General features: G+C 50.7%; 21 protein-coding genes. 8 read left to right on the top strand and 13 right to left on the bottom strand.

Annotated features, from left to right (window positions below):
• Positions 1–4 precede the first annotated feature (4 nt).
• The 8 genes from nuoH to lrhA form a co-directional block, all read right to left on the bottom strand.
• Positions 5–982 (bottom strand): NADH-quinone oxidoreductase subunit NuoH, encoded by a 978-nt coding sequence (nuoH, locus tag SPM24T3_RS09155; protein ID WP_009636462.1) that lies wholly within the window; start codon positions 980–982, stop codon positions 5–7.
• Positions 979–3,705 (bottom strand): NADH-quinone oxidoreductase subunit NuoG, encoded by a 2,727-nt coding sequence (nuoG, locus tag SPM24T3_RS09150; RefSeq protein ID WP_009636461.1) that lies wholly within the window; start codon positions 3,703–3,705, stop codon positions 979–981. Before nuoG ends, nuoH begins: the two co-directional genes overlap by 4 nt.
• A 214-nt stretch (positions 3,706–3,919) precedes the next feature.
• Entirely contained in the window at positions 3,920–5,284 is a 1,365-nt protein-coding gene (gene nuoF, locus SPM24T3_RS09145; RefSeq protein WP_009636460.1) for an NADH-quinone oxidoreductase subunit NuoF, read from the bottom strand.
• Positions 5,281–5,835 carry an NADH-quinone oxidoreductase subunit NuoE gene (nuoE, locus tag SPM24T3_RS09140; RefSeq protein WP_009636459.1) on the bottom strand — a complete coding sequence of 185 codons (555 nt, stop codon included), beginning with the start codon at positions 5,833–5,835 and terminating at the stop codon, positions 5,281–5,283. Before nuoE ends, nuoF begins: the two co-directional genes overlap by 4 nt.
• 2 nt (positions 5,836–5,837) lie before the next feature.
• Positions 5,838–7,637, bottom strand: a complete 1,800-nt coding sequence (gene nuoC, locus SPM24T3_RS09135; RefSeq protein WP_009636458.1) for an NADH-quinone oxidoreductase subunit C/D — start codon at positions 7,635–7,637, stop codon at positions 5,838–5,840.
• Between the two features lie 117 nt (positions 7,638–7,754).
• Positions 7,755–8,429 (bottom strand): NADH-quinone oxidoreductase subunit B family protein, encoded by a 675-nt coding sequence (locus SPM24T3_RS09130; protein ID WP_009636457.1) that lies wholly within the window; start codon positions 8,427–8,429, stop codon positions 7,755–7,757.
• Positions 8,430–8,443: 14 nt separating this feature from the next.
• Positions 8,444–8,911, bottom strand: a complete 468-nt coding sequence (locus SPM24T3_RS09125; RefSeq protein ID WP_009636456.1) for an NADH-quinone oxidoreductase subunit A — start codon at positions 8,909–8,911, stop codon at positions 8,444–8,446.
• A gap of 754 nt (positions 8,912–9,665) precedes the next feature.
• Positions 9,666–10,598, bottom strand: coding sequence for a transcriptional regulator LrhA (gene lrhA, locus SPM24T3_RS09120; RefSeq protein WP_009636455.1), 933 nt, complete (start codon positions 10,596–10,598; stop codon positions 9,666–9,668).
• Between the two features lie 1,014 nt (positions 10,599–11,612).
• On the opposite strand from lrhA, the gene SPM24T3_RS09115 reads away from it, so the two are divergent.
• A complete protein-coding gene (locus tag SPM24T3_RS09115) occupies positions 11,613–12,827 on the top strand; it encodes a pyridoxal phosphate-dependent aminotransferase (protein WP_009636454.1) in 1,215 nt (404 codons plus the stop codon).
• Positions 12,828–13,014: 187 nt separating this feature from the next.
• On the top strand, positions 13,015–13,614 hold the full coding sequence (gene yfbR, locus SPM24T3_RS09110) for a 5'-deoxynucleotidase (protein WP_009636453.1): 600 nt from the start codon (positions 13,015–13,017) through the stop codon (positions 13,612–13,614).
• A gap of 49 nt (positions 13,615–13,663) precedes the next feature.
• Here the strand turns inward: yfbR and yfbV are convergent, their stop codons facing one another.
• Entirely contained in the window at positions 13,664–14,119 is a 456-nt protein-coding gene (gene yfbV, locus SPM24T3_RS09105; RefSeq protein ID WP_009636452.1) for a terminus macrodomain insulation protein YfbV, read from the bottom strand.
• 431 nt (positions 14,120–14,550) lie between these two features.
• Between yfbV and ackA the strand changes: the two genes are divergently transcribed.
• Positions 14,551–15,753 (top strand): acetate kinase, encoded by a 1,203-nt coding sequence (ackA, locus tag SPM24T3_RS09100; protein WP_009636451.1) that lies wholly within the window; start codon positions 14,551–14,553, stop codon positions 15,751–15,753.
• Between the two features lie 128 nt (positions 15,754–15,881).
• A complete protein-coding gene (pta, locus tag SPM24T3_RS09095; RefSeq protein ID WP_192807942.1) occupies positions 15,882–18,032 on the top strand; it encodes a phosphate acetyltransferase in 2,151 nt (716 codons plus the stop codon).
• A gap of 61 nt (positions 18,033–18,093) precedes the next feature.
• Here the strand turns inward: pta and SPM24T3_RS09090 are convergent, their stop codons facing one another.
• Positions 18,094–19,359: a PTS sugar transporter subunit IIC gene (locus tag SPM24T3_RS09090; protein ID WP_009636449.1), complete on the bottom strand. Its 1,266-nt coding sequence runs from the start codon at positions 19,357–19,359 to the stop codon at positions 18,094–18,096.
• A gap of 82 nt (positions 19,360–19,441) precedes the next feature.
• Positions 19,442–19,741 carry a PTS sugar transporter subunit IIB gene (locus SPM24T3_RS09085; RefSeq protein ID WP_009636448.1) on the bottom strand — a complete coding sequence of 100 codons (300 nt, stop codon included), beginning with the start codon at positions 19,739–19,741 and terminating at the stop codon, positions 19,442–19,444.
• Positions 19,742–20,124: 383 nt separating this feature from the next.
• On the opposite strand from SPM24T3_RS09085, the gene SPM24T3_RS09080 reads away from it, so the two are divergent.
• The gene (locus SPM24T3_RS09080) at positions 20,125–21,141 is read left to right on the top strand and encodes a LacI family DNA-binding transcriptional regulator (RefSeq protein WP_009636447.1); all 1,017 of its coding nucleotides are present in this window, start codon (positions 20,125–20,127) and stop codon (positions 21,139–21,141) included.
• 22 nt (positions 21,142–21,163) lie between these two features.
• On the opposite strand, the gene yfcD is transcribed toward SPM24T3_RS09080, so the two are convergent.
• Complete coding sequence (gene yfcD, locus SPM24T3_RS09075) at positions 21,164–21,715, bottom strand: NUDIX hydrolase YfcD (RefSeq protein ID WP_009636446.1); 552 nt, start codon at positions 21,713–21,715, stop codon at positions 21,164–21,166.
• Between the two features lie 320 nt (positions 21,716–22,035).
• On the opposite strand from yfcD, the gene yfcG reads away from it, so the two are divergent.
• Together yfcG and SPM24T3_RS09065 are read left to right on the top strand one after the other, a co-directional pair.
• Positions 22,036–22,665: a GSH-dependent disulfide bond oxidoreductase gene (yfcG, locus tag SPM24T3_RS09070; protein WP_009636445.1), complete on the top strand. Its 630-nt coding sequence runs from the start codon at positions 22,036–22,038 to the stop codon at positions 22,663–22,665.
• A 184-nt stretch (positions 22,666–22,849) separates the two neighbouring features.
• Positions 22,850–23,749 carry a TIGR01777 family oxidoreductase gene (locus SPM24T3_RS09065; protein WP_009636444.1) on the top strand — a complete coding sequence of 300 codons (900 nt, stop codon included), beginning with the start codon at positions 22,850–22,852 and terminating at the stop codon, positions 23,747–23,749.
• Positions 23,750–23,810: 61 nt separating this feature from the next.
• Here SPM24T3_RS09065 and SPM24T3_RS09060 read toward each other — a convergent pair whose 3' ends face one another.
• The gene (locus SPM24T3_RS09060; RefSeq protein WP_237713018.1) at positions 23,811–25,364 is read right to left on the bottom strand and encodes an ABC transporter substrate-binding protein; all 1,554 of its coding nucleotides are present in this window, start codon (positions 25,362–25,364) and stop codon (positions 23,811–23,813) included.
• 178 nt (positions 25,365–25,542) lie between these two features.
• On the opposite strand from SPM24T3_RS09060, the gene pepT reads away from it, so the two are divergent.
• Entirely contained in the window at positions 25,543–26,775 is a 1,233-nt protein-coding gene (pepT, locus tag SPM24T3_RS09055; protein ID WP_009636442.1) for a peptidase T, read from the top strand.
• Positions 26,776–26,893 lie beyond the last annotated feature (118 nt).

The raw sequence follows: 26,893 nt of genomic DNA, 5'->3' as shown, positions 1-26,893 counted from the left end.
TATATTAATGTGCGTTGTACAGAATGACCGCAGCGGTTGCCAACAGATTCAGCAAGGTCAGCGGCAGGCAAATACGCCAGCCAAATGACATCACCTGATCGTAACGAGGACGAGGCAAAGCAGCACGGAGCAAAATGAACATCACCATGAAGAACGCGGTTTTCAACGCAAACCAGATAAACGGCGGCAAGAACGGACCCTGCCAGCCCCCGAAGAACAGCGTGACGATCAGCGCAGATACCGTCACGATACCGATGTACTCACCAACGAAGAACAAACCGAATTTCATACCGGAATATTCAATGTGGTAACCATCGGCAAGTTCCTGCTCGGCTTCTGGCTGGTCAAACGGGTGACGGTGACAAACCGCAATCCCGGCAATCGCAAAAGTCAGGAAGCCAAAGAATTGCGGGATGATGTTCCACAGATGTTCTTGTGAACGAACAATATCTTGCAGGTTGAACGACCCTGCCTGCGCAACAACGCCCATCAGCGAAAGGCCGAGGAACACTTCATAGCTCAGGGTCTGGGCCGAGGCGCGCATGGCACCCAACAGCGAGTATTTGTTGTTACTGGACCAGCCAGCAAACAGCACGGCGTAAACCGTCAAACCCGCCATCATCAGGAAGAACAGGATGCCGATATTAAGGTTGGCGGCATACCAGGTCGGTGAAACCGGCACAATCGCAAACGCCATTAACATCGAGCTGAAAGCAATCATCGGCGCCAGTGTAAAGATCGCGCGGTCCGAGAACTTGGGTGCCCAGTCTTCTTTAAAGAACATCTTGATCATGTCGGCAGCCAGCTGCAGCGAGCCGCCCCAGCCGACACGGTTAGGTCCGTATCGGTTCTGGAACAGACCCAGCAGGCGGCGTTCCGCGAAGCTCATAAATGCCCCAACGGTGACCACCACCAACAGGATCACCACCGCTTTAACCACGGCGATAATGGTGTCGATAACTTCTGGTGTAAACCAACTCATCGGGTTGCCTCCCGCAGATTCTCAACCGTTGCGCCCACCAGCGCCGGAGAAATTCCCGGCAAGCCCAGCGGCAGACCAACTTGTCCTTTTTCCAGCGTCTCGCTGAGGCGAACCGGCAGCGTCAGAGTTTGGCCATTACAGGTAAATTCAACCTGCGTGCCCTGATTGACGCCAAGCGCGGCGGCATCGGCGGTGCTAACCATCACGTAAGGTGCAGGCATACGCTGCTGGATTACGCTCGAACGCTGAGACATCTCTTCACTACCGAACAGGTGATAGTAAGGGGCAACGCGCCAGTGATTTTCCACGGCGACAAAAGCAGCCGGGATCTCGCTGAAGTAGTCGAGACTGCCCTCTCCTGCTTCAATCAGACGCACGCCCGGATCGCCATGACGCAGTTTGCCACCCACTTCGGCCTGGAATTTGTTCCACGCCTGCGGTGAGTTCCAGCCCGGCGCCCAGGCAAACGGCACCTGTTGACGGTTAGCATACGGGCTGTTGTTCCCTTCCATCGAGAAGGCAAACATGGTGTCTTTATCCTGAGGCTGACGCGGTTCATGCACGCTGATGTTGGCGCGCATGGCGGTGCGTCCGCTGGAACGAATAGGAGAACGTGCCAGTTTCTGACCACGAATGCGGAAAGAGGCATCCGGCGCAGCTTCAACAATGCCGTTGAGCTGAGGCAGTGCCGCGACGCAGGCCTCGATCACGTGATCGAGCTGGGTCCAGTCCACACGGCGGCTGTTGATGGTGGAATGCAGCGAGTGCATCCAGCGCCAACTTTCCAGCATCACCACGGTGTTGTCGTAATAAGCCGGGTCATAAACCTGGAAGAAGCGCTGGGCGCGGCCTTCCTGATTGACCAGCGTACCGTCGCTTTCGGCAAAACTCGCCGCAGGCAGGATCAAACTGGCCTTATCCATAATGCGTGATCGCTGGTGATCGACGACCAACAGGTTCGGCACTTTAGACAGTGCCGCATCGACCACCGCTTCCGGTGCCTGACGGTAAAGATCATTTTCCATGACGATTGCGCTGTCGGCACCGCCGTCGTTCAGCAGGCTCAGGGCGTCATCGAGACTGCCGCCGCCGATCAGTGACAAACCGATGCTGTTGGCAGCGGAGGCGACGAAGGTAATGCCGACGTCACTGCCGCGTGCTTTCAAGGCTTTCGCCACGTTGGCCGCTGCGGCAATGATTGCATCGCTGCCTGCGTTGGTGCCGGTAATAATCAGCGGTTTTCTCGCGCCGGTTAAAGCCTGCACGATCATGTCGATTTTCTTGTCGAGACCTTCAGGTAAATCACTGACGGCCGGCGCGGTTTCGTCAATCGCATGGGCGATGGCAAAACCGAAGCGCGCCTGTGAGTCAACCGGAGCGCGGTAATTCCAGGCTGCGATATCATCCAGACGGGTGTTATCGACATTCGTTACAAATAGCGGATGCTTGGCGTGCTGACCGATGGTCTGAATCGCGGCAATCTGCCAGTCGGCAACGCGCTGTGCGGCTGCCATGGCGCGAGCTTTACCTTTCACCGCCTGACGAACGGACAGCGCAATGCGCGCGCCGGTTTGCGTCAGGTCTTCACCCAGCACCAGAACCGCATCGTAGGATTCAATGTCGTGCAGCGCAGGAGTCGTCACACCGCTGTTTTTCAGGATGTTGAGGATCATCGCCAGACGATTTTGCTCGGCGGCGCTGATACCGGTGTAGAAGTTTTCTGCCCCGACCAGTTCGCGCAACGCGAAGTTACTTTCCAGACTGGCGCGCGGTGAACCGATACCGATGGTTTTGCTCGACTGCCGAATAATATCCGCTGCGCCCTGCATTGCCTGCTCGGCGTTCAGCGCTATCCAATCGTTGCCGCGCTGCTGCATCGGATGTTTAGGACGATCTTTGGCGTTAACGTAGCCGTAGCCAAAACGACCGCGATCGCAGAGGAAATAGCGGTTCACGGTGCCGTTGTAGCGGTTCTCGATACGACGAAGTTCGCCGTAGCGCTCGCCTGGGCTGGTGTTACAGCCGACGCTGCACTGCTGGCAAACGCTTGGCGCAAACTGCATGTCCCATTTACGGTTATAGCGTTCGGAGTGCGTTTTATCGGTAAATACGCCAGTCGGACAGACTTCAACCAGGTTGCCGGAGAATTCGCTTTCCAGCGGACCGTCTTCCGGGCGACCGAAGTAGACGTTGTCGTGAGCGCCATACACGCCGAGATCGGTGCCGTCTGCATAATCTTTGTAGTAGCGAACGCAGCGATAGCAGGCGATACAGCGGTTCATCTCGTGAGAAATGAACGGACCGAGATCCTGATTCTGGTGGGTACGTTTAGTGAAACGATAGCGACGCGTGGCGTGGCCGGTCATCACCGTCATGTCTTGCAGGTGACAGTTACCGCCCTCTTCACACACCGGACAGTCGTGTGGGTGGTTAGTCATCAACCATTCCACAACGCTCTCACGGAACTGCTTGGCTTCTCCGTCATCGATGGAAATAAAGGTTCCATCTGACGCAGGCGTCATACATGACATAACCAAACGGCCGCGCGTATCTTCCGCGTTTTGGTATTGCTTAACCGCACATTGGCGGCAAGCGCCGACGCTTCCCAGCGCCGGATGCCAGCAAAAATAAGGAATATCGAGGCCTAGAGAGAGGCAAGCCTGAAGTAGGTTGTCCGCTCCGTTAACATCGTATTCTTTGCCGTCTACATGAATCGTAGCCATAGTCAGCATGCTTCCACAAGGCCCGGGTTTAAACGGGCGTTAATCCAAAATTCTGGCCCTTTTCCTTCATTATCCGACACGCAGGGATGTTGGCTTCCTTCTCTCATCCCAGTCACTGACTTCATGTAAGCTCAGGGGATTCGCTTCGTTACCGCCTACCTGCCTATCGAATACTTTTGGAAAAGACTTTTAAGAAATAATCTTTAAGCTCGACTTACCATCGCTCTTTCAGCAGGTTGTTTGGCTGTATGCCGCCAATTGCCCGCGCATTGTTGTAGTGCTGCTTGGCGATGCCTGCTTCAAACTCTTCACGGAAATATTTGATTGCGCTCTGCAATGGCTCTACGGCACCCGGCGCGTGCGCGCAAAATGTTTTGCCCGGGCCAAGCTGACGGCAAAGCTGTTCGAGAGTTTCGATATCTCCCGGCTGACCTTCGCCACGCTCCAGAGCGCGCAGGATCTTGACGCTCCACGGCAGACCATCACGACACGGAGTACACCAACCGCAAGACTCGCGCGAGAAAAATTCTTCAAGATTACGCACCAGAGGAACCATGCCGATTTCGTGATCGACGGCCATCGCCAGCGCAGTACCAAGACGGCTGCCGGCTTTACCAATGCTGGCAAATTCCATCGGCAGGTCGAGATGCTGTTCGGTCAGGAAATCGGTTCCTGCGCCGCCCGGCTGCCAGGCCTTGAATTTCAGTCCATCGCGCATACCACCAGCATATTCTTCGAGAATTTCACGCGCGGTGGTGCCAAACGGTAGCTCCCACACGCCCGGATTTTTCACGCGGCCGGAGAAGCCCATCATCTTGGTGCCGGTGTCTTCACTGGTCGAAATACCTTTGTACCACTCAACACCGTTGGCCAGTATTGCCGGAACGTTGGACAGCGTTTCAACATTGTTGACACAGGTCGGCTTGCCCCATGCGCCAACGGATGCCGGGAATGGCGGCTTGGAACGCGGGTTGGCACGACGGCCTTCGAGCGAGTTAATCAGCGCCGTCTCTTCACCACAAATGTAGCGGCCTGCACCGGTATGCACGATCAGCTCGAAATCAAATCCGGTGCCAAGAATGTTTTTACCGATAAAACCGGCAGCGCGAGCCTCTTCAATGGCGCGGCGCAGGTTGACGGCGGCTTCGATATATTCTCCGCGCAGGAAGATGTAGCCGCGATAGGCTTTCAGCGCGAAAGCACTGATTAGCATGCCCTCTACCAGCTGGTGCGGCATCTGCTCCATCAACAGGCGGTCTTTGTAGGTGCCCGGTTCCATTTCATCGGCGTTACACAGCAGGTAACGGATGTTCATGGATTCGTCTTTCGGCATCAGGCTCCACTTCAGGCCGGTAGAGAAGCCTGCGCCGCCGCGTCCCTTCAGACCTGAGTCTTTGACCAGCGCGACTATCTCGTCTTGCGACAGAGTATTCAGCGCTTTTTCGGCACCGGCATAGCCATTTTTACTGCGGTATTCATCAATCCATACCGGCTGCTGGTCTTCGCGCATGCGCCAGGTCAGTGGATGCATCTCCGGCGTGCGGATAATTTCTCTTGGCGTATATCCGTAGAAATTCATGAGTAACGCTCCAGTAACTGACCGATTTCTTCAGGTTTCAGGTAGCTGTGCGTGTCATCATCGATCATCATCGTCGGGCTCTTGTCGCAGTTGCCCAGACAACAGGTCGGCAACAGAGTAAAGCGCCCGTCCGGCGTGGTTTCGCCTGGCTTGATGTTGAGCTTTTCTTCAATCGCGGCCTGAATGCCTTGATAGCCGGTAATGTGGCAGACCACGCTGTCGCAATAACGAATTACGTGACGTCCAACCTGCTGGCGGAAGATTTGGCTATAGAATGTTGCCACTCCTTCGACGTCGCTGGCTGGAATGGCCAGAATCTCTGCGATAGCGTAGATTGCGCCATCTGGCACCCAGCCACGCTCTTTCTGCACAATTTTTAGCGCTTCAATCGACACGGCACGGGCATCTTCGTAATGATGTTTTTCGTGCTCAATCGCTTCACGTTCAGTCGCGCTCAGTTCAAAGCCGTGCTTGCCGTGCGCGGAATCAAAAGCACCGGCCGCAGAGACATTGATATACTGAACCTCTGAGTTTTTATTAAGATCTGTCATCGTTAGCGGTCCACATCAGACATTACAAAATCGATACTGCCCAGATAGACGATGAGGTCCGATACCAGGCTGCCACGGATAACCGACGGAATTTGCTGCAAGTGCGGGAAGCTCGGCGTGCGCACGCGAGTGCGGTAGCTCATGGTGCTGCCATCGCTCGTCAGGTAGTAGCTGTTAATCCCTTTCGTTGCCTCGATCATCTGGAAGGATTCGTTGGCAGGCATGACCGGCCCCCAGGAAACTTGCAGGAAGTGGGTGATCAAGGTTTCGATATGCTGCAACGTGCGCTCTTTCGGCGGCGGAGTTGTCAGAGGATGATCGGCCTTGAACGGACCTTCAGGCATGTGATCGACACACTGCTGTAAAATACGCAGACTTTGGCGCATCTCTTCCATTTTCAGCATCACGCGAGAATAGGAATCGCTAATACCGTCGCCAACCGGAACTTCAAAATCGAAGTTTTCATAGCCAGAGTACGGACGCCATTTACGCACGTCGAACTCAACGCCGGTAGCACGCAGGCCAGCACCGGTAGTGCCCCACGCCAACGCGTCTTCCGAGTTGTAAGCGGCAACGCCTTTCGAACGAGCGACCAGGATGCTGTTTTTCAGCGCCGTCTTCATGTAGGAATCAAGACGTTTTGGCATCCATTCAAGGAATTCACGCATCAGGCGTTCCCAGCCTTTCGGCAGGTCATGAGCCACACCGCCGATACGGAACCATGCCGGATGCATACGGAAACCGGTAATCGCTTCGACCACGTCATAGATTTTCTGACGGTCGGTAAAGGCGAAGAATACCGGCGTCATTGCGCCAACGTCCTGAATGAAAGTCGAGATGTAAAGCAGGTGGCTGTTGATGCGGAACAGCTCGGACAGCATCACGCGAATGGTGTTGACACGATCGCCTACGGTAATTCCGGCCAGTTTTTCAACCGCCAGCACGTAAGGCATTTCGTTAACGCAGCCGCCAAGATATTCGATACGGTCGGTGTAGGGAATGTAGCTATGCCATGACTGGCGTTCACCCATTTTCTCGGCACCGCGGTGGTGATAACCAATGTCCGGAACGCAGTCGACAATCTCTTCACCGTCGAGCTGCATCACGATACGAAAAGCACCGTGCGCGGACGGGTGGTTAGGACCGAGGTTAAGGAACATAAAATCTTCGTTTTCCGTACCGCGCTTCATGCCCCAGTCTTCAGGCTTGAAGGTCAGCGCTTCCATTTCCAGATCTTCACTCTGCCTGGTCAGTTCGAACGGGTCGAACTCGGTGGCACGCGCCGGATAGTCTTTACGCAGCGGATGCCCTTCCCAGGTCTTCGGCATCATTATGCGCGTCAGATGGGGATGACCGTCAAAGGTAATGCCGAACATTTCCCAGGTTTCACGCTCATACCAGTTGGCATTCGGGTAAACCTTGGTCAGGGTTGGCAAGTGAAGATCGTTCTCGGCCAGCGCAACTTTGATCATGATGTCGCTGTTGCGTTCGATCGAAAGCAGATGGTAGAAAACGGAAAAATCCGCAGCCGGTAAACCGTCGCGGTGGGTACGTAAACGTTCATCAACGCCATGCAGGTCATACAGCATAACGTAAGGTTTTGGCTGTTTGCGCAAGAAGGTAATTACTTCCAGTATCTGCTCGCGCTTAACCCAGATAACCGGAATACCGGTACGGGTTGGCTGCACAGAAAAGGCCTCTGGCCCAAAACGGTTACGCAGCTCGCCAATTACCGGATCATCAAGGTGATCGCGGGTTTGCCATGCTGGCTGAGCGAGGTCTTGCGTCGTCAAATCTGTCATATTTTCTCACCACACAAAATGGTCATTTATGCCCAAGGGGAAGAATCACCTGGCTTCCAACCGTTATTTTTAGAGATTAATTTCAACGGTTTCGCCCCTCAGGGTTGACGGACAGTGTTAAATCTCGTCAGGGGTTCGCAAATTGGTCACGGCAATACGCTCGGCGCGTTTACGCTCTTTTTCAGACTGCATATTGGCGCGGTAAACACCCTGATCGCCCACTACCCACGACAGCGGGCGGCGTTCTTTTCCGATGGATTCCTGCAGCAGCAGCAGCGCCTGCATATACGCTTCCGGGCGCGGCGGGCAGCCAGGAATGTAAACGTCTACCGGCAAGAACTTATCGACACCCTGCACCACCGAGTAAATGTCATACATGCCGCCGGAGTTTGCGCAGGCACCCATCGAGATAACCCATTTAGGTTCAAGCATTTGGTCATAAAGGCGCTGAATAACCGGTGCCATTTTGGTAAAACAGGTTCCGGCAACCACCATAAAGTCGGCCTGACGAGGCGAGGCACGGATAACTTCCGAGCCGAATCGTGCCACGTCGTGTACCGCAGTAAACGACGTGGTCATTTCTACGTAGCAGCATGAGAGACCAAAGTTGAATGGCCAAAGCGAGTTTTTACGACCCCAGTTCACCACGTCATGTAAAGCATGCTCGAGTTTCCCCATGTACACGCTCTGGTTAACTTGCTGCTCGAGAGGATCGGCGACCGTCTCTTGTTTCTGCAGTGGGTAACGGTCGTTCTCACCGTTCGGGTCTAAGCGCGTGAGCGTATAGTCCATCTTGATGCCTCACTTTATTGTTGGCGATTGCCATGCGGGTGATTGCTGGTCTTAATGACTGGGCTCGGGATAACCGGGCTGGCTTTGACAGGACCTTTGGAACGGGTTGGAGTCCAGTCAAGCGCACCGATACGAACCAGATAAAACAGGCCGGCTAAAAGTACGAAAATGAAAATGGCGGCTTCGGCAAATCCGGTCCATCCGCTTTCACGAATAGACGTTGACCATGCGTACAGATACAGGGCTTCAACATCGAAAATGACGAAGAACATGGCGACCAGGTAGAATTTTGCCGAAAGGCGCATATGAGTGGAGCCCACCGCGGCAATTCCCGACTCGAATGGCGTTTCCGTGTTACGACCGCGAACCTTCCCTCCCAGGAAAGCTGCGCCCAGCAACATCAGGCAACACAGGCCGACTGCGATAATAAGAAAAACTGCGAGCGCCCAGTTATGAGCGATGACATCTGTGGCTGTTGACATACTCTATGCTTACTCATCAAAAGTGGCGTCATGCATTTGCTCTTGCTCGGCAATTTGCCTGCCACATCGATTCAAGGGAAGGATTAATAACCACCAGTCTTCACGGGTCCCCTGTTTAGAAATCACCCTATTTTAGCGGTAACCTCATAGAGTTCGGGGTTTAAAAAGCGATTATCCAGTGAATTACTGTGGGCTTTTTACCCTTTTCTATAACCTTTTGTCAACTTTGACAAAAGTATCTCCACGTTAATTTACATCCTTATCATTTTATTAACATATGGTGCGGGAGCTGCCAGCTAAATCGAGTCAGTCAAAAAGTTAAAAAAAAGGATGGTTGTTAACGGGAGTCAATGATTTAGCTTCTACCCTTACTATTGTCGCAGGTATGTTCCATTCTTCCACTCTGGAAACAGGGTTATTTATTGATCCAGGACACGTTTTAGGCAAGATTGCTAAAAAATAAGACAATTTTTGAATAGTTTTTGATTAATGATTTCAAATAAAAATGCATTTCATCAAAAATTTGAAGAAATCATTGAGCAAAAGGTGTTTAAAAACTCAACTAATTGGTACGAATGACACTTCAGCAAGAGGGTAATGAAATCGAAAGAATGCGTGAGGTAAAGCGTGGAAAAAGAAGGTTTGGTAAAGAAAAACTGATGAGTTGGTTATTAATTAACCTTTGGACCCCCTATCCCCAGCCCTGACGAAATATTCGCAGGGTGGGGGGAGGAAAATCCGTGCCTGGTAAGAATTAAGGGGCTTCCTGGAACTCGTCGTCAATGTCAGCACGCTGAGTATAACTATGCAGAGAATAAGGATCGTTGCCCTGCTCTACGGCATTGAAAATCGCCATGGCGAGATCATTGTCGCAGCTCTGATTTTTATATAGCACATATTGAGTATCTGGCAGACGCGGCAGACCGTCCTGCTCACCCAATACTCTCAGCTCTGGACTCATCATCTCGATAGGTCTGACCGTTACACCCAGTCCGGCACGTACAGCAGCGCGGATAGCCGACAGAGTCGAGGCCACATAGGCAATACGCCATGGGATCCCGGCCTTGTTGAGATGATCAATGGCCATCGAGCGATAAGAGCTCGGCTCATCAAGCAGCACTAACGGCACACTGTCCCCTGAAGGATAAGAGAAGTCGGCAGAGCAATACCACAGCGTCGGCGACGTTCTCAATACAATGTGAGGATGATCGGTGGTGGTCATCGTGGTGATCGCCAGATCAACCTCATCACTCTCAAGCATTGGCAGCATAAACGGACTGCGCTTAACGCGAACGTCGATTGAGAGTTTGGGGTAAATCGAGGTCACGCGACTGAGCAGATACGGCAGAATGGTGTCAGCCGTGTCGTCAGAAGCACCGATGGTTACCCCACCCTGAACATCGCTATACATTAGTGAAGTACAGGCTTCGTCATTAAAACGCAATATTTTACGTGCATAACCTAGTAATTGAATACCGTGTTCCGTCAACAACTTATTGCGTCCATGCCTTGCGAACAGTTCTTTTCCGACAAGCTGCTCTAGGCGCTGCATTTGTTGACTCACTGCCGATTGTGTACGACATACTGCTGCTGCGGCGGCGGCAAAAGTATTTAAATCGGCGACGGCAACAAAAGTCCTTAGCAGGTCAAGATCTAGATTAAGAATTGGACGATTTGCATTTGTCATAGTTTTTCTTCACTTTTAAAATCTAATAACAAGCTACCCTGGATAGAGCGGAAAATTTCCCGCAAAATGCAGAATACCAGATCTGAAAGACACTCACTCATTAGATAATGAAGAAATGAGAAATATTTCTGTCCGACAACTAATTTTCAAATGATTATCATTAAGATACTTTTTCAAATAGCTATTAAATTCAAAGAAATATAATTCCCTATCGAACAAGTATCAAAATTCATTCATTAACCTGGCTGTACGGTAAGGCCACAGAAGCTCATTTCAACGGCTATCCATGCAGGCACAGCGCCGCGCTAGCAATGTGACTAATATCAAAATTCAAAGATTAATATCGCTAAAATCTATTTTTATCTGCTGAAAACTTGTGTCTGGTGATTCGCAAGCTAAGAATATTTTCCACGCTTTAATAAGAAAATTCTCATTAAAATAGGCAAATGTATTAACCTGCATTAATAACTACATTCAGATATTTAATTATTAATGACGCAAGAAATCATCAGGTTTATTTAACTAATTACCCACGTTATTAGTTGACTGTCATGTAAAAGGCTTTTAAGTGCGATTTACTTTTTCAGCTTCATTTATACACTATTAAAAAACACAAAAGGCAGGTCGGCCCACAGTTTAAGATAAAGCCTAGCGAGTTTATAATTGCTAGCATTGTGCTAGTTTTCAATTAAATAGAGTTGTTCCTCTCTCTATCCTGATGAATAAATTGCAGTATCCTCTGTACATTGACAAATACACCATTAACATTCTCCGCATCTATTTTCACAGACATATAATCCAAAATAATCAAAATATTTAGATTTTAATAATGCTTTATTCTCAATGATAGGTGACTAATGTCGCCAGTTACGTCGGAGGTACTGTTTTAAGCCAAAGCCTGACTTTGCTCTTCAAAATCGAGCCCGGTGAGAGTAAATTGTCGGCTTCGCTATGTTCTAAAGCACCTCCTACCCAGGGAAGAACGAGCTTTACCGCAAAAGGTTCACACAGACTATGTCCCCCATTGAAAAATCCCGCAAACTGGATAACGTTTGCTACGACATCCGCGGCCCGGTGCTTAAAGAAGCAAAGCGTCTGGAAGAAGAAGGTAATAAAGTTCTTAAACTAAATATCGGTAACCCTGCCCCCTTCGGATTCGATGCGCCTGATGAAATTTTAGTCGACGTTATTCGTAACTTGCCGACAGCCCAGGGATACTGTGACTCAAAAGGCCTTTTCTCTGCGCGTAAGGCGATTATGCAGCACTATCAGGCCCGTGATATGCGCGACATGACCGTTGAAGATGTCTATATCGGCAACGGTGTTTCCGAATTAATCGTGCAGTCCATGCAGGCTCTGCTCAACACTGGCGATGAAATGCTGGTCCCGGCTCCCGATTACCCGCTGTGGACTGCAGCCGTGTCACTTTCCGGCGGCAATGCGGTGCATTATCTTTGCGATGAAGGCGCTGAATGGTTCCCGGACCTCGACGATATTCGTGCGAAAATCACTCCACGCACCCGCGGAATCGTGATAATTAACCCCAACAATCCGACCGGTGCCGTATATAGCAAAGAATTGTTGCTGGAGATTGTCGAGATTGCGCGCGAGCACAATCTGATCATCTTCTCTGACGAGATTTACGACAAGATTCTTTATGATGAGGCGCAGCACATCTCCATTGCTTCGCTGGCTCCAGATCTGCTGACCGTAACCTTCAATGGCCTGTCCAAGACCTATCGCGTTGCCGGTTTCCGTCAGGGCTGGATGGTGCTGAACGGTCCCAAAAAGCATGCGAAAGGTTACATTGAAGGCCTGGAAATGCTGGCTTCAATGCGTTTGTGTGCCAACGTACCTATGCAGCACGCGATTCAAACCGCGCTTGGCGGCTATCAGAGCATCAGCGAATTTATCCAGCCTGGCGGACGCCTTTATGAACAACGCAATGCGGCCTGGGAAATGATTAACCAGATCCCCGGCGTTTCTTGCGTGAAGCCAAAAGGCGCGCTGTATATGTTCCCTAAAATCGACGCCAAACGTTTCAATATTCACGACGACCAGAAAATGGTGCTCGATTTGCTGTTACAGCAAAAAGTGCTGTTGGTGCAAGGTTCAGCGTTTAACTGGCCATATCCGGACCACGTGCGTATCGTTACCTTGCCGCGCGTTGACGAGCTGGAAATGGCCGTCGGCAAACTGGGCCGTTTCCTGGAAACCTACCGCCAATAATGCCTGCCATCTTCGAGATGTAGATGCGTCGACTGTCCGCATTCCCCTTAATCACTGACGGGTGTCAGCTAATGGGGATGCGCCTTGCCGCCGTCTTCCTGCATCTCGAAATCTTTTGGGCATTGGAATTAGTATGCAAGAATGGGGCTCTTTAAATTTATCGAAGTCTAGAGAGTAAGAGAGTCCCATGAGCCAAAGTCATTTTTTTGCCCACCTTTCCCGCCTTAAGCTTATTGGTCGCTGGCCTCTCATGCGCAATGTGCGCACAGAAAATGTCTCGGAACACAGCCTGCAAGTGGCATTTGTCGCCCACGCCCTGGCGCTAATCAAAAATCGAAAATTTGGTGGCACCCTCAACGCCGAACGTGTTGCGTTGCTGGCGATGTATCACGATGCCAGCGAAGTGTTGACCGGCGACATGCCGACGCCAATCAAGTATTACAACCCGCAAATTGCCCACGAATACAAGAAGATCGAAAAGATCGCCCAGCAAAAGCTGATTGAAATGCTGCCCGAAGAATTTCAGGATGATTATCGCTCGTTGATTGACGAACATCATTTTAGCGACGACGAGAAAAAAACCGTCAAACAGGCAGATGCTCTTTGCGCCTATTTGAAATGTCTGGAGGAGTTGTCAGCAGGAAACACCGAGTTTGCGATGGCGAAAACGCGTCTTGAGAAAACGCTGGCTGAAAGGAATAGCCCGGAGATGGACTACTTTATGGCGGTATTTATTCCCAGCTTTAGTCTTTCACTGGATGAGATAAGCCAGGATTCGCCGCTATAAACGCCCGCCCTTTCTCCTGCGCGGGAGAAAGGGTGCGACAAATTTGCTGTCAGAGGTCGTCGAGGAAGGTTTTATCGAGCTGCTTGAAGGCACGTTTCAGCACTTCAGCCAACGACTGATAGGTTGGAGCCCCTTCGATAGGTGCCAATGCCAGCCCAGACTCCATTAATTTGTGCCTGACTTCATGGAACCAGCCCAGCAATGTTGGCGGTAAAGGCGTGATTGAACGACGCCCCAACCACCACAGCCCCTGCATTGGCAGGCTACAGGCGAAGATTGAGGTCGCGACCGCAGGGCCGAGCTGACCGCCCATTGCAATCTGCCATGCCAGTGTAAACACCGCAAGCGGTGGCATGATACGCACGCCAAAGCGCGTTGCCGTAGAGATACGATTCTCAGGGAAAACAGGGGCAAGACGCTTGTCTGACGGCCACGTCTTCATGTATTGCTGCCCACGCTGGAACACCTGAAACCAACCGACTGAACCCGATGGCTTGCTGGTCATGTTGCACCTCAACATCTTAAATTAAAAAATAGTTGTAAAACTAAAAATATATTTTATCACATGCAAATATATTTTGTTTTTATCAAAACCTATCGGTATTCTAGCCCGGCCTTTAGGCCACTAGGGATAAATAAACAACCTTACTAATACAGCTGGCTTTGCTGCATTTTACTCTAACAGTCGGCGTCTGGAAAACAGAGTTGGGCTATTGAACGAATCGGCAAGAACTTAATCAAACAAGTCACCGGAAACGATCAATTTCCCTCACCTGCATCCTGTGCCAATGCGGGTAATTCGTGCCAGAAATTATTTTGGCATGATGTTAATCATAATTACCGCTTCCATAATGCGCTACGCTTATGTGATTCTGAAAATTAATTAACCATGTATATTGTTACTTAACGGCACCAACACAATAAATAGGTACTTCCATGTCAAGTAAGTTAGTTCTGGTTCTTAACTGTGGCAGCTCTTCGCTGAAGTTTGCCATCATCGACGCCGCGAATGGCGAAGAACATATTTCAGGTCTGGCCGAATGCTTCCATCTTCCAGAAGCCCGCATTAAATGGAAACTGGATGGCGCTAAACATGAAGCTGCATTAGGCGCCGGTGCTGCCCACAGCGAAGCATTGAAGTACATCGTTAATACTATTTTTGCAGAAAAGCCAGAGTTATCTGCCAACCTGATTGCTATTGGTCACCGTATTGTTCACGGCGGTGAGAAGCTCACCAAGTCAGCAATCATCGATGACGCCGTTTTGCAGGGTATCAAAGATTCTATCCCATTTGCACCGCTGCATAACCCTGCACACCTGATTGGTATCGCTGAAGCGTTGAAATCCTTCCCGAAACTGGCGAAAAAAAATGTTGCCGTCTTCGACACCGCCTTCCATCAAACCATGCCGGAAGAGTCTTACCTCTACGCTTTGCCGTACCAATTATACCGTGACCACCATATCCGCCGTTACGGCGCACACGGCACCAGCCACTTTTACGTGACTCAGGAAGCTGCTAAAACCCTGGGTAAACTGGTTGAGGAAGTTAACCTGATCACCTGCCATTTGGGTAACGGCGGCTCGGTAAGCGCAATCCGCAATGGTAAATGTGTTGATACTTCAATGGGTCTGACCCCGCTTGAAGGCTTGGTAATGGGCACGCGCTCTGGTGATATCGACCCCGCCATCGTGTTCCACTTGCATGACGCATTAGGTATGAGCGTTGCGCAAATCAACAAAATGCTGACTAAAGAATCTGGCCTGCTGGGCCTGACCGAAGTGACCAGCGACTGCCGTTATGTTGAAGACAACTACGAAAAAGAAGCCAACGCCAAACGCGCAATGGACGTATTCTGCCACCGCCTGGCGAAATACATCGGCGGCTACACGTCCCTGATGGAAGGCCGGCTCGACGCGGTAGTGTTTACCGGCGGTATTGGTGAAAACTCTTCTCAGGTTCGCGAGCTGACCTTAAACAAGCTGAGCCTGCTGGGCTTTGAAGTAGACCACCAACGCAATCTGGCGGCACGTTTTGGCAAAGCCGGTGAAATCAATAAAGAAGGCACTCGCAAAGCACTGGTTATCCCAACCAATGAAGAGCTGGTCATCGCCCAGGACGCAGCGCGTCTGACAGCGTAACAACATTATCATCCCCACTGCCAGCGCCTGCTGGCAGTGTTATTTTCACCGCAGGCGGGTTTTGCCTATCAATTTGGCCAACCACTGCCTGGAAATTGTCGAAGAGGTTTGCCGTGTCTCGTACAATTATGTTGGTTCCCATTGGCCAAAGCGTCGGTCTGACCAGCGTCAGCCTTGGCGTTATCCGCGCTATCGAACAGAAAGGCGTAAGCCTGAGCGTGTTCAAGCCAGTTTCTCAGCCTCGTGCAGGCAGCGATGCGCCTGATCAAACCACTACCATTATTCGCGCTAACTCTAATATCACCGCGGCCGAACCGCTGAAGATGAAACACGTGCAAAGCCTGTTGAGTTCAAATCAGCAGGATGTGTTAATGGAAGAGATCGTCGCCAACTATCACGCCAATACCAAAAACGCCGAAGTCGTGCTGGTTGAAGGACTGGTCTCGACCCGCACCCATCAGTTTGCCAGCGCGCTGAACTACGAAATTGCCAAAACCCTGAACGCCGAGATAGTGTTTGTTATCGGCCAGGGTAGTGATACAGCGGTGCAGCTTAAAGACCGTATCGAACTGGCTCGCAGCGTGTTTGGCGGCAGCAAAAATAAAAATATCACTGGTGTGATTATCAACAAGGTCAATGCACCGGTTGACGATCAGGGTCGCACACGTCCCGATCTTTCAGAGATTTTTGACGACTCTGACAAAGCGACCTTCGCTCAGGTTGATATCGAGCAGTTGATAGCCGTCAGCCCGATGCCGGTGCTGGGTTGCATCCCGTGGAGCTTTGAGATGATAGCCGTGCGCGCTACCGACATGGCTCAGCATCTGGGCGCGCGCATTATTAACGAAGGTGAAATCCACTCTCGTCGCATCAAATCAGTCATCTTCTGCGCACGCAGTATTCCCAATATGCTATCGCTGTTCCGCGCAGGTTCGCTGCTGGTTACCTCGGCAGATCGTCCTGACGTATTGGTCGCAGCCTGCCTTGCGGCCATGAACGGTATCGAACTGGGCGCGATTTTGCTGACCGGCGGTTACCCGGTTGATGAACGCATTCAGCAGCTTTGTGCTCGCGCCTTTGAGACCGGCCTGCCGGTGTTTATGGTCGACAGCAATACCTGGCAGACCTCACTGAATCTGCAAAGCTTTAGTCTGGAAGTTCCTGCTGATGACCACGAGCGGGTCGAGAAGCTGCAAACTTATGTTTCTTCACATATTAACGCTGACTGGATCAACTCGCTGAGCGCCCACTCAGAGCGTTCTCATCGACTTTCGCCTCCTGCCTTCCGCTATCAGCTGACCGAGCTGGCGCGCAAAGCTGGTAAACGAATCGTCTTGCCAGAAGGCGATGAGCCACGCACGGTCAAGGCGGCATCTTTGTGTGCCGAACGTGGCATTGCGGAATGCGTGTTGCTGGGTAATCCAGACGAAATTAAACGCGTGGCCGCTGCTCAGGGTATCGTGTTGGGTAAAGGTATAGAAATTGTCGATCCGGTTGTGGCGCGCGAAAAGTATGTCGATCGTTTGGTTGAATTGCGCAAAAGTAAAGGCATGACCGAGGTTGTTGCTCGCGAGCAGCTAGAAGACAACGTCGTGCTTGGCACGCTGATGCTGGAGCAAGGCGAGGTTGATGGCCTGGTTTCAGGCGCGGTTCACACCACCGCCAACACGATTCGCCCCCCGTTGCAGCTGATCAAAACCGCACCTGGCAGCTCTCTGGTGTCATCGGTATTCTTCATGCTTCTGCCGGATCAAGTGTTGGTTTACGGCGACTGCGCGATCAACCCCGATCCCGATGCCGAACAGCTATCCGAGATTGCTATCCAGTCGGCCGATTCTGCGGCTGCCTTTGGTATCGAACCTCGCGTGGCAATGATTTCCTACTCTACCGGGACTTCCGGTGCCGGTAGCGACGTCGAGAAAGTGCGTGAAGCGACACGTCTGGCGCAGCAAAAACGTCCTGATCTCATCATCGACGGCCCATTGCAATACGATGCGGCGATCATGGCCGATGTGGCGAAATCCAAAGCGCCTAACTCACCGGTTGCTGGGCAGGCAACAGTATTTATCTTCCCTGACCTCAACACCGGAAACACCACTTACAAAGCGGTGCAGCGTTCAGCAGACCTGGTCTCCATCGGCCCTATGCTGCAGGGGATGCGCAAGCCGGTAAACGACCTGTCGCGCGGTGCGCTGGTTGACGATATCGTCTACACCGTGGCCCTGACAGCAATCCAGTCAGCGCAGGCAGATGAAGCCCTTGCGGCAGGGGCAAAATAGCGCCACCACCGTTTTGAAAACGCAAAGCCGGTCTTGATGACCGGCTTTTTTGTGCGCGATGTCAGTGGAAGAAGTTCAGGATATGACCGTACACTAACCCAACGCTGATGATATCGGCATCGCTAAAAGTGACGTTTTGCAGGCCGTAGCTGCCCAGCAGCGGTAACAACAGCGCGGGCAATAGAGTGATTAGAAATCCGTGGAAAATGCCGCCAATAATGGCTCCGCGTCGCCCCCCCACCGCATTGGCAAACACCCCGGCCGTGCCACCCGCGAAGAAGTTGGTCAGCATGCCCGGCAATATCATCGCTAGCCCAACACTTGGGAAAATAAACATCCCGAGAATCGACCCAACTGTTGTCGACAGAAAACCCACAATCACCGCATTCGGCGCATAGGGGAACAGGACCGGGCAATCCAGAGCCGGAATCGCATTAGGCACGATGCGCAGCGCAATGCCGCGAAACGCCGAAACAATTTCTGCCAAAAGTAAACGCACCCCTGCCAGCAGCACGTAAACACCCACCACAAACTGCACCGATTGCAGGAAAGCGAAGATTAAATAGCTGACGCCGTGAGAATACTGGGCTACCACCTCAGGACCTGCTGCAATAGTCGGGATCAGATAGATAGGGATCATCACCACCATCATCGACAGATAGGTATCTTGCAGAAAGGAGAAAGACTCAGGCAGCTCGATGTCTTCGGTACTCTTGCTCACGTCACCCGTGACTTTGGCGACTCCTGCCTGAATTAGATATCCAATTGTGCAAAAATGCCCCAGAGCGATGTCATCGGAGCCGGTTATCTTGCGCACGATAGGCTGCGCCAGCGCGGGCATACCTACGGACATCAGCCCGGCGATAATGCCACCAATCAGGATCAGTTCAGTACCGCGCAGGCCGCCCATATACCCCACGACCGAACACACGGTTGCCATCCATAAGGATGCCTGACCGGTAAGAAAGATGTATTTAAAACGGCTAAAACGCGCTATCAGGATATTAATGATAAATGCCAACACCATGATAAGCGCCGTCTCTCGACCCAGCATTTGTTGGGCAATGCCGGCAATCGAACCCACGTCGGTGACGACGCCGCGCATGTGAAAACCTTTCTGAAACACTTCGCCCAAAAAGTTAAGCGCGCCGACAATGATGTTGGCACCCGCTAGCAATATCAAAAATCCGAGCAGCGTTTTTAAGGTGCCGGTGATAATCTGTCCGACACTTTTCTTTAATGCTATTAGCCCTACCATGGCGATGAGGGCAATTAATATTGAAGCCTGGCCTAAAACATCGTTAACAATAAAATATAGGAAAGACATGACCTGCCCCTCGTGTTTGCAGGATGAATAAGATTAATTTTTTATTTTTTTCGTGATTGATTATGTCTATTTTTGGCTGGATTTAATTCAGATAACCCAGCTCTTTTAATACTGGAGTGAGCTTTTCACTAATCTCTTTTTTATCGACCAAACGCTTAAGATAAATAATATTTGAGTTGATGGTGTAATGATCAAATTGCGATTTGAAATTTGAACCAGTCATAATGATATCGGCTCTCGTCGATGCGGCACTTGATATATCGCAGTGAGACAAGTTGGCTTTAATGCCTAAATCTTTTAATACAGCCTCAATACTCATCTCACAGGCGAAGCTACTGCCCAGACCTGCACCACAAACTGCTAAAATCGTTAAAGATTTCATCTTTACCTCATGGATTTATATGCAAAGCGAGTACAAATGAGTATGCGGGCAAATCAGGAAATATCTGTGATGAAGCCCACAAAGATAGCGCTATCATCAAGTGCATAGCCTTTTTGTGATAGCGCTATCAAAAATTTCCGAAGGTTCTACGTTATTTGTCTTAAAGCGCGCTATGATATGCTTACACTAAGTTTAAAAAAATATTCAAGCTATAACGGGTCCATTCCAAAGCGGAAGATTTTTGCCGTATAGAAATTAACTTATAAAAATCATCTTAAATAAATTCATCTATTCATGCGGTCATTATTTATTTACAAAGTTTTATAAAACAGCCTAGTTCGCACTAAACCTGGTATTCATGAAGAAAGGTCAGGAGTCATAATATGGAGGGAAGGAGACGGCGAGGAACGGGACGAATCACGCTGGCCGACGTGGCAAAACTGGCGGGTGTCGGCACGATGACCGTGTCGCGAGCCTTGCGACAACCGGAGATGGTCTCTGACAAACTCAGAGAAAAGATTGAATCTGCAGTTAGCGAACTCGGCTATATTCCCAATTATTCTGCTAGCGCGCTGGCCTCTTCCACCTCGAACGTGGTGGCGGTTATCTGCTCCTCGCTGGCGGAATTTGGTCATGCGGAAATGATCGCCGGGCTACAGGAGGTGCTGATTCCGGCCGGATTCCAGCTAATGCTGGCAGAGTCGCAGAATCAGGAAGACCGCGAGCAAAAACTGCTCGAAACCTTTTTATCCTACAACCTTGCCGCCGTAGTCCTGTTTGATGCCCGACATACCGCCGCCACCTATGACATGCTTGAAAATGCCCAGCTGCCAACCGCTGAACTGGGTGCCAGAGTCGAAAATCCGCTTGATATCAACATCGGCATTGATAACGCCTCTGCTGTTTATAAGCTAACTGAATATCTGATTTCTCTTGGCTACAGCAAGATAGGCCTGATGTGCGCCGCGCAAAAACAGTGGGTGTCGCAGCAAAGACTGCGCGGCTGGCATCGCGCCCTGCTCGACAATAATCTTTCCCCCACGCGGATGCTTAGCACTCACGCCGCTTCAAGTTTTAGTACGGGTGCCGCGTTGCTGCCCGAACTGGTGCTCAACTGGCCAGATATGGACGCGCTGATTTGCAGCAGTGATGCACTGGCCTGCGGAGCAATGTTTGAATGCCAACGCCGAAAAATACGCGTGCCGAAAGATTTGGCGATTGCAGGGTTTGGCAACAGTGACATCAGCAAAGTCTGCCAGCCGCCGCTGACTACCGTGGCCGTGCCGCATAGGGAAATAGGGACTCAGGCAGGAATGGCGCTACTGGCCAGAATTCAGGAAAACGAGTGGGATGAACAAAAGGCCGTAATTTCGGCCCTTTGCAAACGGGAAAGCTGTTAGACAGTCCCGTCATTTGAAACGATTATTCTTCAACGCTAAGCGGTTTGCCGTGATCTTTCTCATTGTTACGGCTTAGCCACAGTGACAACGCCTTAAGAGAGTCCGGGGTGAACTCGTCACAACGGGCGGTGATCTCTTCCGGTTTCATCCAGCTAACTTCGTCAACTTCTTCTTCCTGCAACGCAAAAGGTCCATGGGATACGCAGCTAAACAGTGCCCCCCAGACGCGACAGTTGTCCTGCTCAAAGTAAAAAGAGCCGTGCTCGGCAAACGGCACACCGGCAATTCCCAACTCTTCTTCGCCTTCACGACGCGCCGACTCGAGGATATTCTCACCGCTCTGCACTACACCACCCGCGGTTGCATCCAGCCAGCCAGGATAGAAATCTTTTGTTTCGGTTCGACGCTGAACCAGAATATTTCCCATGCCATCATGAACCACAATGTAGCTGGCGCGATGACGGAGATTTTGAGCGCGCATCTGTTGGCGACTTGACTGGGCAATCACTTCGTTTTCTTCATTAACGATATCAACCCACTCAGTACTGCCGGTGTTTTGCTCTTGATTCGTCATCCTGTGAAACCTTCTTTATAGCGCGGGAGATGCGCAGTGATTTTCAATGAGTTCGCTGATTCTATCTGGCTCATGGGGATCGCTTCAATAGCAACAGATGCGTTATTGATATGTAAAACCTATGTCAAAGGTCGCGATAAAGCATCAGACTAGTCTCACATAGCCTGCTATCATTAGCAGCTATATTAGCCACAAGGCTATTTGTTAATATTTAGTTGATAAAATCAGGCACAATTTATACGCAGTAGAATTCGCATCCAGCCCATCGGTTGACATCAAATACTCAGATGGACCATAAAATAATTACGCAGGAGGCAATCATGATCGATCTTTATTATGCACCAACACCAAATGGACACAAAATCACCCTTTTCCTGGAAGAGACTGGCCTTCCCTATCGACTTCATCGTGTCGATACCAAAGCAGGAGACCAATTCCAACCCGCATTTCTCGCCATTTCCCCCAACAATAAAATCCCTGCGATTGTCGATACCCAACCGGTTGACGGCGGCGCACCGCTGAGCCTGTTTGAATCTGGCGCTATCTTGCAGTATCTGGCAGAAAAAAGCGGCAAATTATTGAGTAAAGAGCTACGCGAAAGAACCAGCACCCTGCAGTGGCTGTTCTGGCAAATGGCGGGATTCGGCCCCATGTTAGGTCAAAACCATCATTTTACTCATTTCGCCCCACAACCCGTGCCTTACGCCATTGAACGTTTTCAACAGGAAACTAAGCGCCTGTACGGCGTTTTGAATACTCAACTTGAGAAAAATGTTTATATTTCAGGCGAGTACTACAGTATCGCTGATATTGCGACCTATCCTTGGGTCGTCGCTCATGAACGCCAGCGCATAGATTTAGCTGATTATCCCGCCGTGCGCAACTGGTTCGAAAGAATCAAAAATCGCCCGGCAACCGCCAGGGCCTACGCACTGGCTGAAGCAAAATAATCCGCTCGCCCTCTGCTCAAGGGGGCGTTAAATCCCCCTTCCTTACCACTTCTGCTTATCATCTCATCTCACTTAACAATAAATAACTTCAGGATGTGCTCTGCATCGCGCGTTGCGACGCCGACATAAACTATGCTCAATTCAGGGTACAGATAAGTATCAGCACGTTATTAGGAGGCAGACCATGAAGATTTTAATTACCGGTGCCAGCGGACTGATTGGACGTCGTCTCACTGAAACGCTTCTGAGTCAGTCTCACCAGATTACCGTTTTAACCCGCGCGCCGGAGCGAGCGGCCAAAATTCTTGGCCCCAAAGTCGATCTCTGGCCTTCTTTAAAAGATAAAACCTCATTAGATGGCTTTGACGCGGTGATTAATCTGGCCGGTGAGCCGATTGCCGACAAACGCTGGACCAAAGAGCAAAAACAGAAGCTTTGCGACAGCCGCTGGCAGATGACAGAGAAACTGGCACAACTAATCAACGCTAGCCAGCAGCCCCCTGCAGTATTTATTTCTGGTTCGGCGGTGGGTTATTACGGCGATCAGGGACAGGCGGTTGTCGCCGAGGACGAACCGCCGAATAAGCAGTTTACCTGGCAGCTTTGTGCCCGTTGGGAGGCATTGGCGCTAGCGGCAGAAAGCGATAAAACTCGAGTTTGCCTGCTGCGTACCGGCGTCGTGCTGGCTGAAAAAGGCGGCGCACTGGCCAAAATGGTGCTGCCGTTCAGAGCTGGACTCGGCGGACCTCTGGGTGAGGGTCAGCAATACATGCCGTGGATCCATATCGACGACATGGTGAATGGGATCATTTTCCTGCTTAATCATGAAACGCTCAATGGCCCCTTCAACATGGTTGCACCCTATCCGATCCGCAACGATCAGTTCAGCGCGCTGTTGGGCGAACTGCTGCACCGACCTTCATTTATGCGCGTTCCGGCTGGCGTGGTCAGGCTGCTAATGGGCGAATCGGCGGTTTTGGTGCTGGGAGGGCAACGGGCGATCCCGCAGCGGCTGGAGGATGCCGGCTTCGAATTCAAATACAGTGAATTGAAACCGGCGCTGGAAGATGTGTTGGATAAATAAATCCCACTAATTACGCTGTATAAAAGGGTGAAGGGTTTTTGGCGCCTTCACCCGCGCACTCTTATTTCACTGATGTTTGATAGAAAATATGTTTACCAAACGGGTCGATTTCATAGCCTGACACTTCCTTGCGCACAGGTTCAAAGATCGTTGAATGTGCAATCATGATAGCCGGAGCCTGATCGTGCATGATCTGCTGCGCCTGCTGGTACAACGCCACGCGTTTTTCATGATCGGTAGTCATGCGGGCTTCGTTGATTATCTTGTCAAACTGCGGATCACACCATTTCGCCGAGTTGGACCCCCCCTGCGCTGCCTTGCAGGTAAACAGCGGGCCAAAGAAGTTATCCGGATCGCCGTTTGCCGTGGTCCAGCCCATTAACGCCGCTTGATGTTCGCCGTTGCGAATACGCGTTTGATATTCCGCCCATTCATAGCTGACGATATGCGCCTTAACGCCAATCTTGGCCCAGTCGGCCTGGATCATTTCGGCCATGCGTCTGGCGTTCGGATTGTAAGGACGCTGAACCGGCATCGCCCACAGGTCAATATCAAAACCGTTGGGATACCCCGCCTCGGCCAGCAGTGCTTTGGCTTTTTCCGGCGAATAATCGTAATCTTTCATGGTCTTATCTTCACTGCTCCACACCGCTGGCGGCAGCAGGCTTCGCGCCACTGTGCCAGTCCCCTGGAACACTGCTTCAATAATCGAGGCTTTGTTGACTGCCATTGTCAGCGCCTGACGTACCTTGACGTTATCCAGTGGTTTCTTCTGGGTATTAAACGCCAGGAATCCGGTATTCAGGCCAGACTTGCTCAGCAGAGTAATATCTTTGTTTTCACTCAGGCGTTTGAGGTCTGCTGGATTAGGGAACGGCATCACCTGACACTCATTTTTCTCAAGCTTGGCCATTCTGATTGAAGCATCAGGAGTGATGCTGAAAATCAGACGGTCAATTTTGGACTTACCTTGCCAATAATCCGGAAAAGCTTTGTAAAGGATACGGGTGTCTTTTTGATATTGAACCAGCTCAAACGGACCGGTGCCGATGGGATCAAGATCCACTTTCTCTGGCGTGCCGGCTTTCAGCATTTTATCAGCGTATTCAGACGAAAGAATTGAGGCGAAGTACCAGCCCAAATCAGCAATAAATGGTGCTTCGGGACGCGAAAGATTAAAGCGCACCGTGTAATCATCCACCCGATCAATACTTGAAATCAGGTTGCTCATATCCAGGCTGTCAAAGTTCAGATAGGTGCCATTGGAAACTTTGTGGTAAGGATTGTTAGGATCTTTCTGGCGCATAAAAGAAAAAATGACGTCGTCGGCGTTAAAATCGCGCGTCGGAGTAAATAGCTTGTTGCTCTGGAACTTAACCCCTTTGCGCAGGTGGAAAGTATAGGTTTTGCCGTCGGAGCTAACATCCCAACTTTCGGCCAGGCTCGGGATCAGTTCGGTCGTGCCGGTCTTAAAATCTACCAGACGGTTGTAAATTGGCACTGCGCTGGCATCGACGTTGGTACCGGAAGTGTAAAGCTGAGGATTGAAAATGTCCGGTGAGCCTTCGGAGCAATAGACTAATGTTTGCGCCGAGGCCCCGGCCACCATAGCCATGGCCAATAATCCGGTGGTTAATTTTACTATTTTTCGTTTCATGCGTTTCCCTGTAATTATGCTGGAAGGCTAATAATTTCTTTAGTAAGCAATTCAAAAACAGACTACCATTCAGGACAAACTTAGTAATACTCTGTTATATATGAAAATCTTATAGATAAACAACTCAGAGGTTAGGATGTCGACTCAAATTGCCAAGCAGCTCACTGAACGTTTCTTCCGTTACCTGTCTGTTACCAGCCAAAGCGATGCCAAAGCGACCACTCTGCCAAGCACCCCGGGGCAACAAGAATTAGCCAATCTGCTGGCCGTAGAGTTGAAAACGCTGGGCCTGGAGAATATCCAGATTGACCAGCATGCCACAGTGACCGCGGTAAAACCGGGTACTAAACAAGGCGGTCCGCGCATTGGTTTTATCACACACATTGATACCGTCGATGTCGGCTTAAGTCCGGATATCCATCCACAGACCCTGGTATTTGACGGCGGCGACATTTGTCTAAATACAGAAAAAGATATTTGGTTGCGTACGCAAGAGCATCCTGAGATTCTGCCTTATAAAGGCGAAGAGATTATCTTTAGCGACGGAACCAGCGTGCTGGGTGCGGACAACAAGTCGGCGGTAACCGTTGTGATGACCCTGCTGGAGAATCTAACGGCGCAAGATCAGTTCGGAGATATTGTTGTCGCGTTCGTGCCAGACGAAGAGATTGGCCTGCGCGGTGCCAAGGCATTGGATCTGAAACGTTTTGACGTCGATTTTGCCTACACTATCGACTGCTGCGAGCTGGGTGAAGTCGTTTATGAAAACTTTAACGCCGCAGCTGCCGAGATTACTTTTACTGGCGTGACTGCTCATCCTATGTCGGCCATCGGCGTGCTGGTTAACCCTATCCTGATGGCCCATGACTTCATCAGCCATTTTGATCGTCAGGAAACGCCAGAGAAAACCCAAGACCGTGAAGGTTACATCTGGTTTAACGACATCAGTGCAAGTCAGCAGTCTGCGACCCTAAAAGCCTCAATCCGCGACTTTGACAGCGCCAGCTTTGCCGCACGCAAGGTCAAGATTGAGGAAGTCGCAAAATCCATTGCTGAACAATATCCTACGGCAAAAGTATCGGTCACTATCTCTGACACTTACAGCAATATTAGTAGCGCGATCGGCGAAGATCGACAGGCGATTGACCTGATCTTTGCTGCATTGGAGGAAATACAGGTCGAGCCAAAAGTAACCCCTATGCGCGGCGGCACCGACGGCGCGGCATTGTCGGCGAAAGGTCTGTTGACGCCTAACTACTTTACCGGTGCCCACAACTTCCATTCTAAATTTGAATTCCTGCCGGTAAGCTCATTTGTGAAATCCTATGAATTGACCAAAGCCATCTGCCTATTGGCGGCAAAAGGTTAGACTTCGCAAGCTAAGCCTGACAAATAAGCAAACCTTGCCCAAAGCACGACTGCGGGCAAGGTTTTATTTTGCTGTTACCACGACAAATGTTATAGCAACAAATGTTATAGCGATAATT

Origin of the sequence: Serratia sp. M24T3 (genome assembly GCF_000257645.1) — a bacterium.
Taxonomy (GTDB): Bacteria; Pseudomonadota; Gammaproteobacteria; order Enterobacterales; family Enterobacteriaceae; genus Rouxiella.
Note: the sequence above shows the minus strand (reverse complement) of the source record. Positions and strands in the feature narration are given on the sequence as shown.

What these genes read in the sequence shown, in the direction of transcription:
- nuoE (WP_009636459.1), bottom strand. Translation starts at nt 5,835, where the DNA reads ATGACAGATCTTAATAAAAACTCAGAGGTTCAGTATATCAATGTCTCT.
- SPM24T3_RS09065 (WP_009636444.1), top strand. Translation starts at nt 22,850, where the DNA reads ATGAAGATTTTAATTACCGGTGCCAGCGGACTGATTGGACGTCGTCTC.
- SPM24T3_RS09060 (WP_237713018.1), bottom strand. Translation starts at nt 25,364, where the DNA reads ATGGCTATGGTGGCCGGGGCCTCGGCGCAAACATTAGTCTATTGCTCC.
- pepT (WP_009636442.1), top strand. Translation starts at nt 25,543, where the DNA reads ATGTCGACTCAAATTGCCAAGCAGCTCACTGAACGTTTCTTCCGTTAC.
- pta (WP_192807942.1), top strand. Translation starts at nt 15,882, where the DNA reads ATGTTGGTTCCCATTGGCCAAAGCGTCGGTCTGACCAGCGTCAGCCTT.
- yfbV (WP_009636452.1), bottom strand. Translation starts at nt 14,119, where the DNA reads ATGACCAGCAAGCCATCGGGTTCAGTCGGTTGGTTTCAGGTGTTCCAG.
- yfbR (WP_009636453.1), top strand. Translation starts at nt 13,015, where the DNA reads ATGAGCCAAAGTCATTTTTTTGCCCACCTTTCCCGCCTTAAGCTTATT.
- SPM24T3_RS09130 (WP_009636457.1), bottom strand. Translation starts at nt 8,429, where the DNA reads ATGGACTATACGCTCACGCGCTTAGACCCGAACGGTGAGAACGACCGT.
- SPM24T3_RS09115 (WP_009636454.1), top strand. Translation starts at nt 11,613, where the DNA reads ATGTCCCCCATTGAAAAATCCCGCAAACTGGATAACGTTTGCTACGAC.
- SPM24T3_RS09125 (WP_009636456.1), bottom strand. Translation starts at nt 8,911, where the DNA reads ATGTCAACAGCCACAGATGTCATCGCTCATAACTGGGCGCTCGCAGTT.
- nuoG (WP_009636461.1), bottom strand. Translation starts at nt 3,705, where the DNA reads ATGGCTACGATTCATGTAGACGGCAAAGAATACGATGTTAACGGAGCG.
- nuoC (WP_009636458.1), bottom strand. Translation starts at nt 7,637, where the DNA reads ATGACAGATTTGACGACGCAAGACCTCGCTCAGCCAGCATGGCAAACC.
- SPM24T3_RS09080 (WP_009636447.1), top strand. Translation starts at nt 20,125, where the DNA reads ATGGAGGGAAGGAGACGGCGAGGAACGGGACGAATCACGCTGGCCGAC.
- yfcD (WP_009636446.1), bottom strand. Translation starts at nt 21,715, where the DNA reads ATGACGAATCAAGAGCAAAACACCGGCAGTACTGAGTGGGTTGATATC.
- nuoF (WP_009636460.1), bottom strand. Translation starts at nt 5,284, where the DNA reads ATGAATTTCTACGGATATACGCCAAGAGAAATTATCCGCACGCCGGAG.
- ackA (WP_009636451.1), top strand. Translation starts at nt 14,551, where the DNA reads ATGTCAAGTAAGTTAGTTCTGGTTCTTAACTGTGGCAGCTCTTCGCTG.
- lrhA (WP_009636455.1), bottom strand. Translation starts at nt 10,598, where the DNA reads ATGACAAATGCAAATCGTCCAATTCTTAATCTAGATCTTGACCTGCTA.
- nuoH (WP_009636462.1), bottom strand. Translation starts at nt 982, where the DNA reads ATGAGTTGGTTTACACCAGAAGTTATCGACACCATTATCGCCGTGGTT.
- SPM24T3_RS09090 (WP_009636449.1), bottom strand. Translation starts at nt 19,359, where the DNA reads ATGTCTTTCCTATATTTTATTGTTAACGATGTTTTAGGCCAGGCTTCA.
- yfcG (WP_009636445.1), top strand. Translation starts at nt 22,036, where the DNA reads ATGATCGATCTTTATTATGCACCAACACCAAATGGACACAAAATCACC.
- SPM24T3_RS09085 (WP_009636448.1), bottom strand. Translation starts at nt 19,741, where the DNA reads ATGAAATCTTTAACGATTTTAGCAGTTTGTGGTGCAGGTCTGGGCAGT.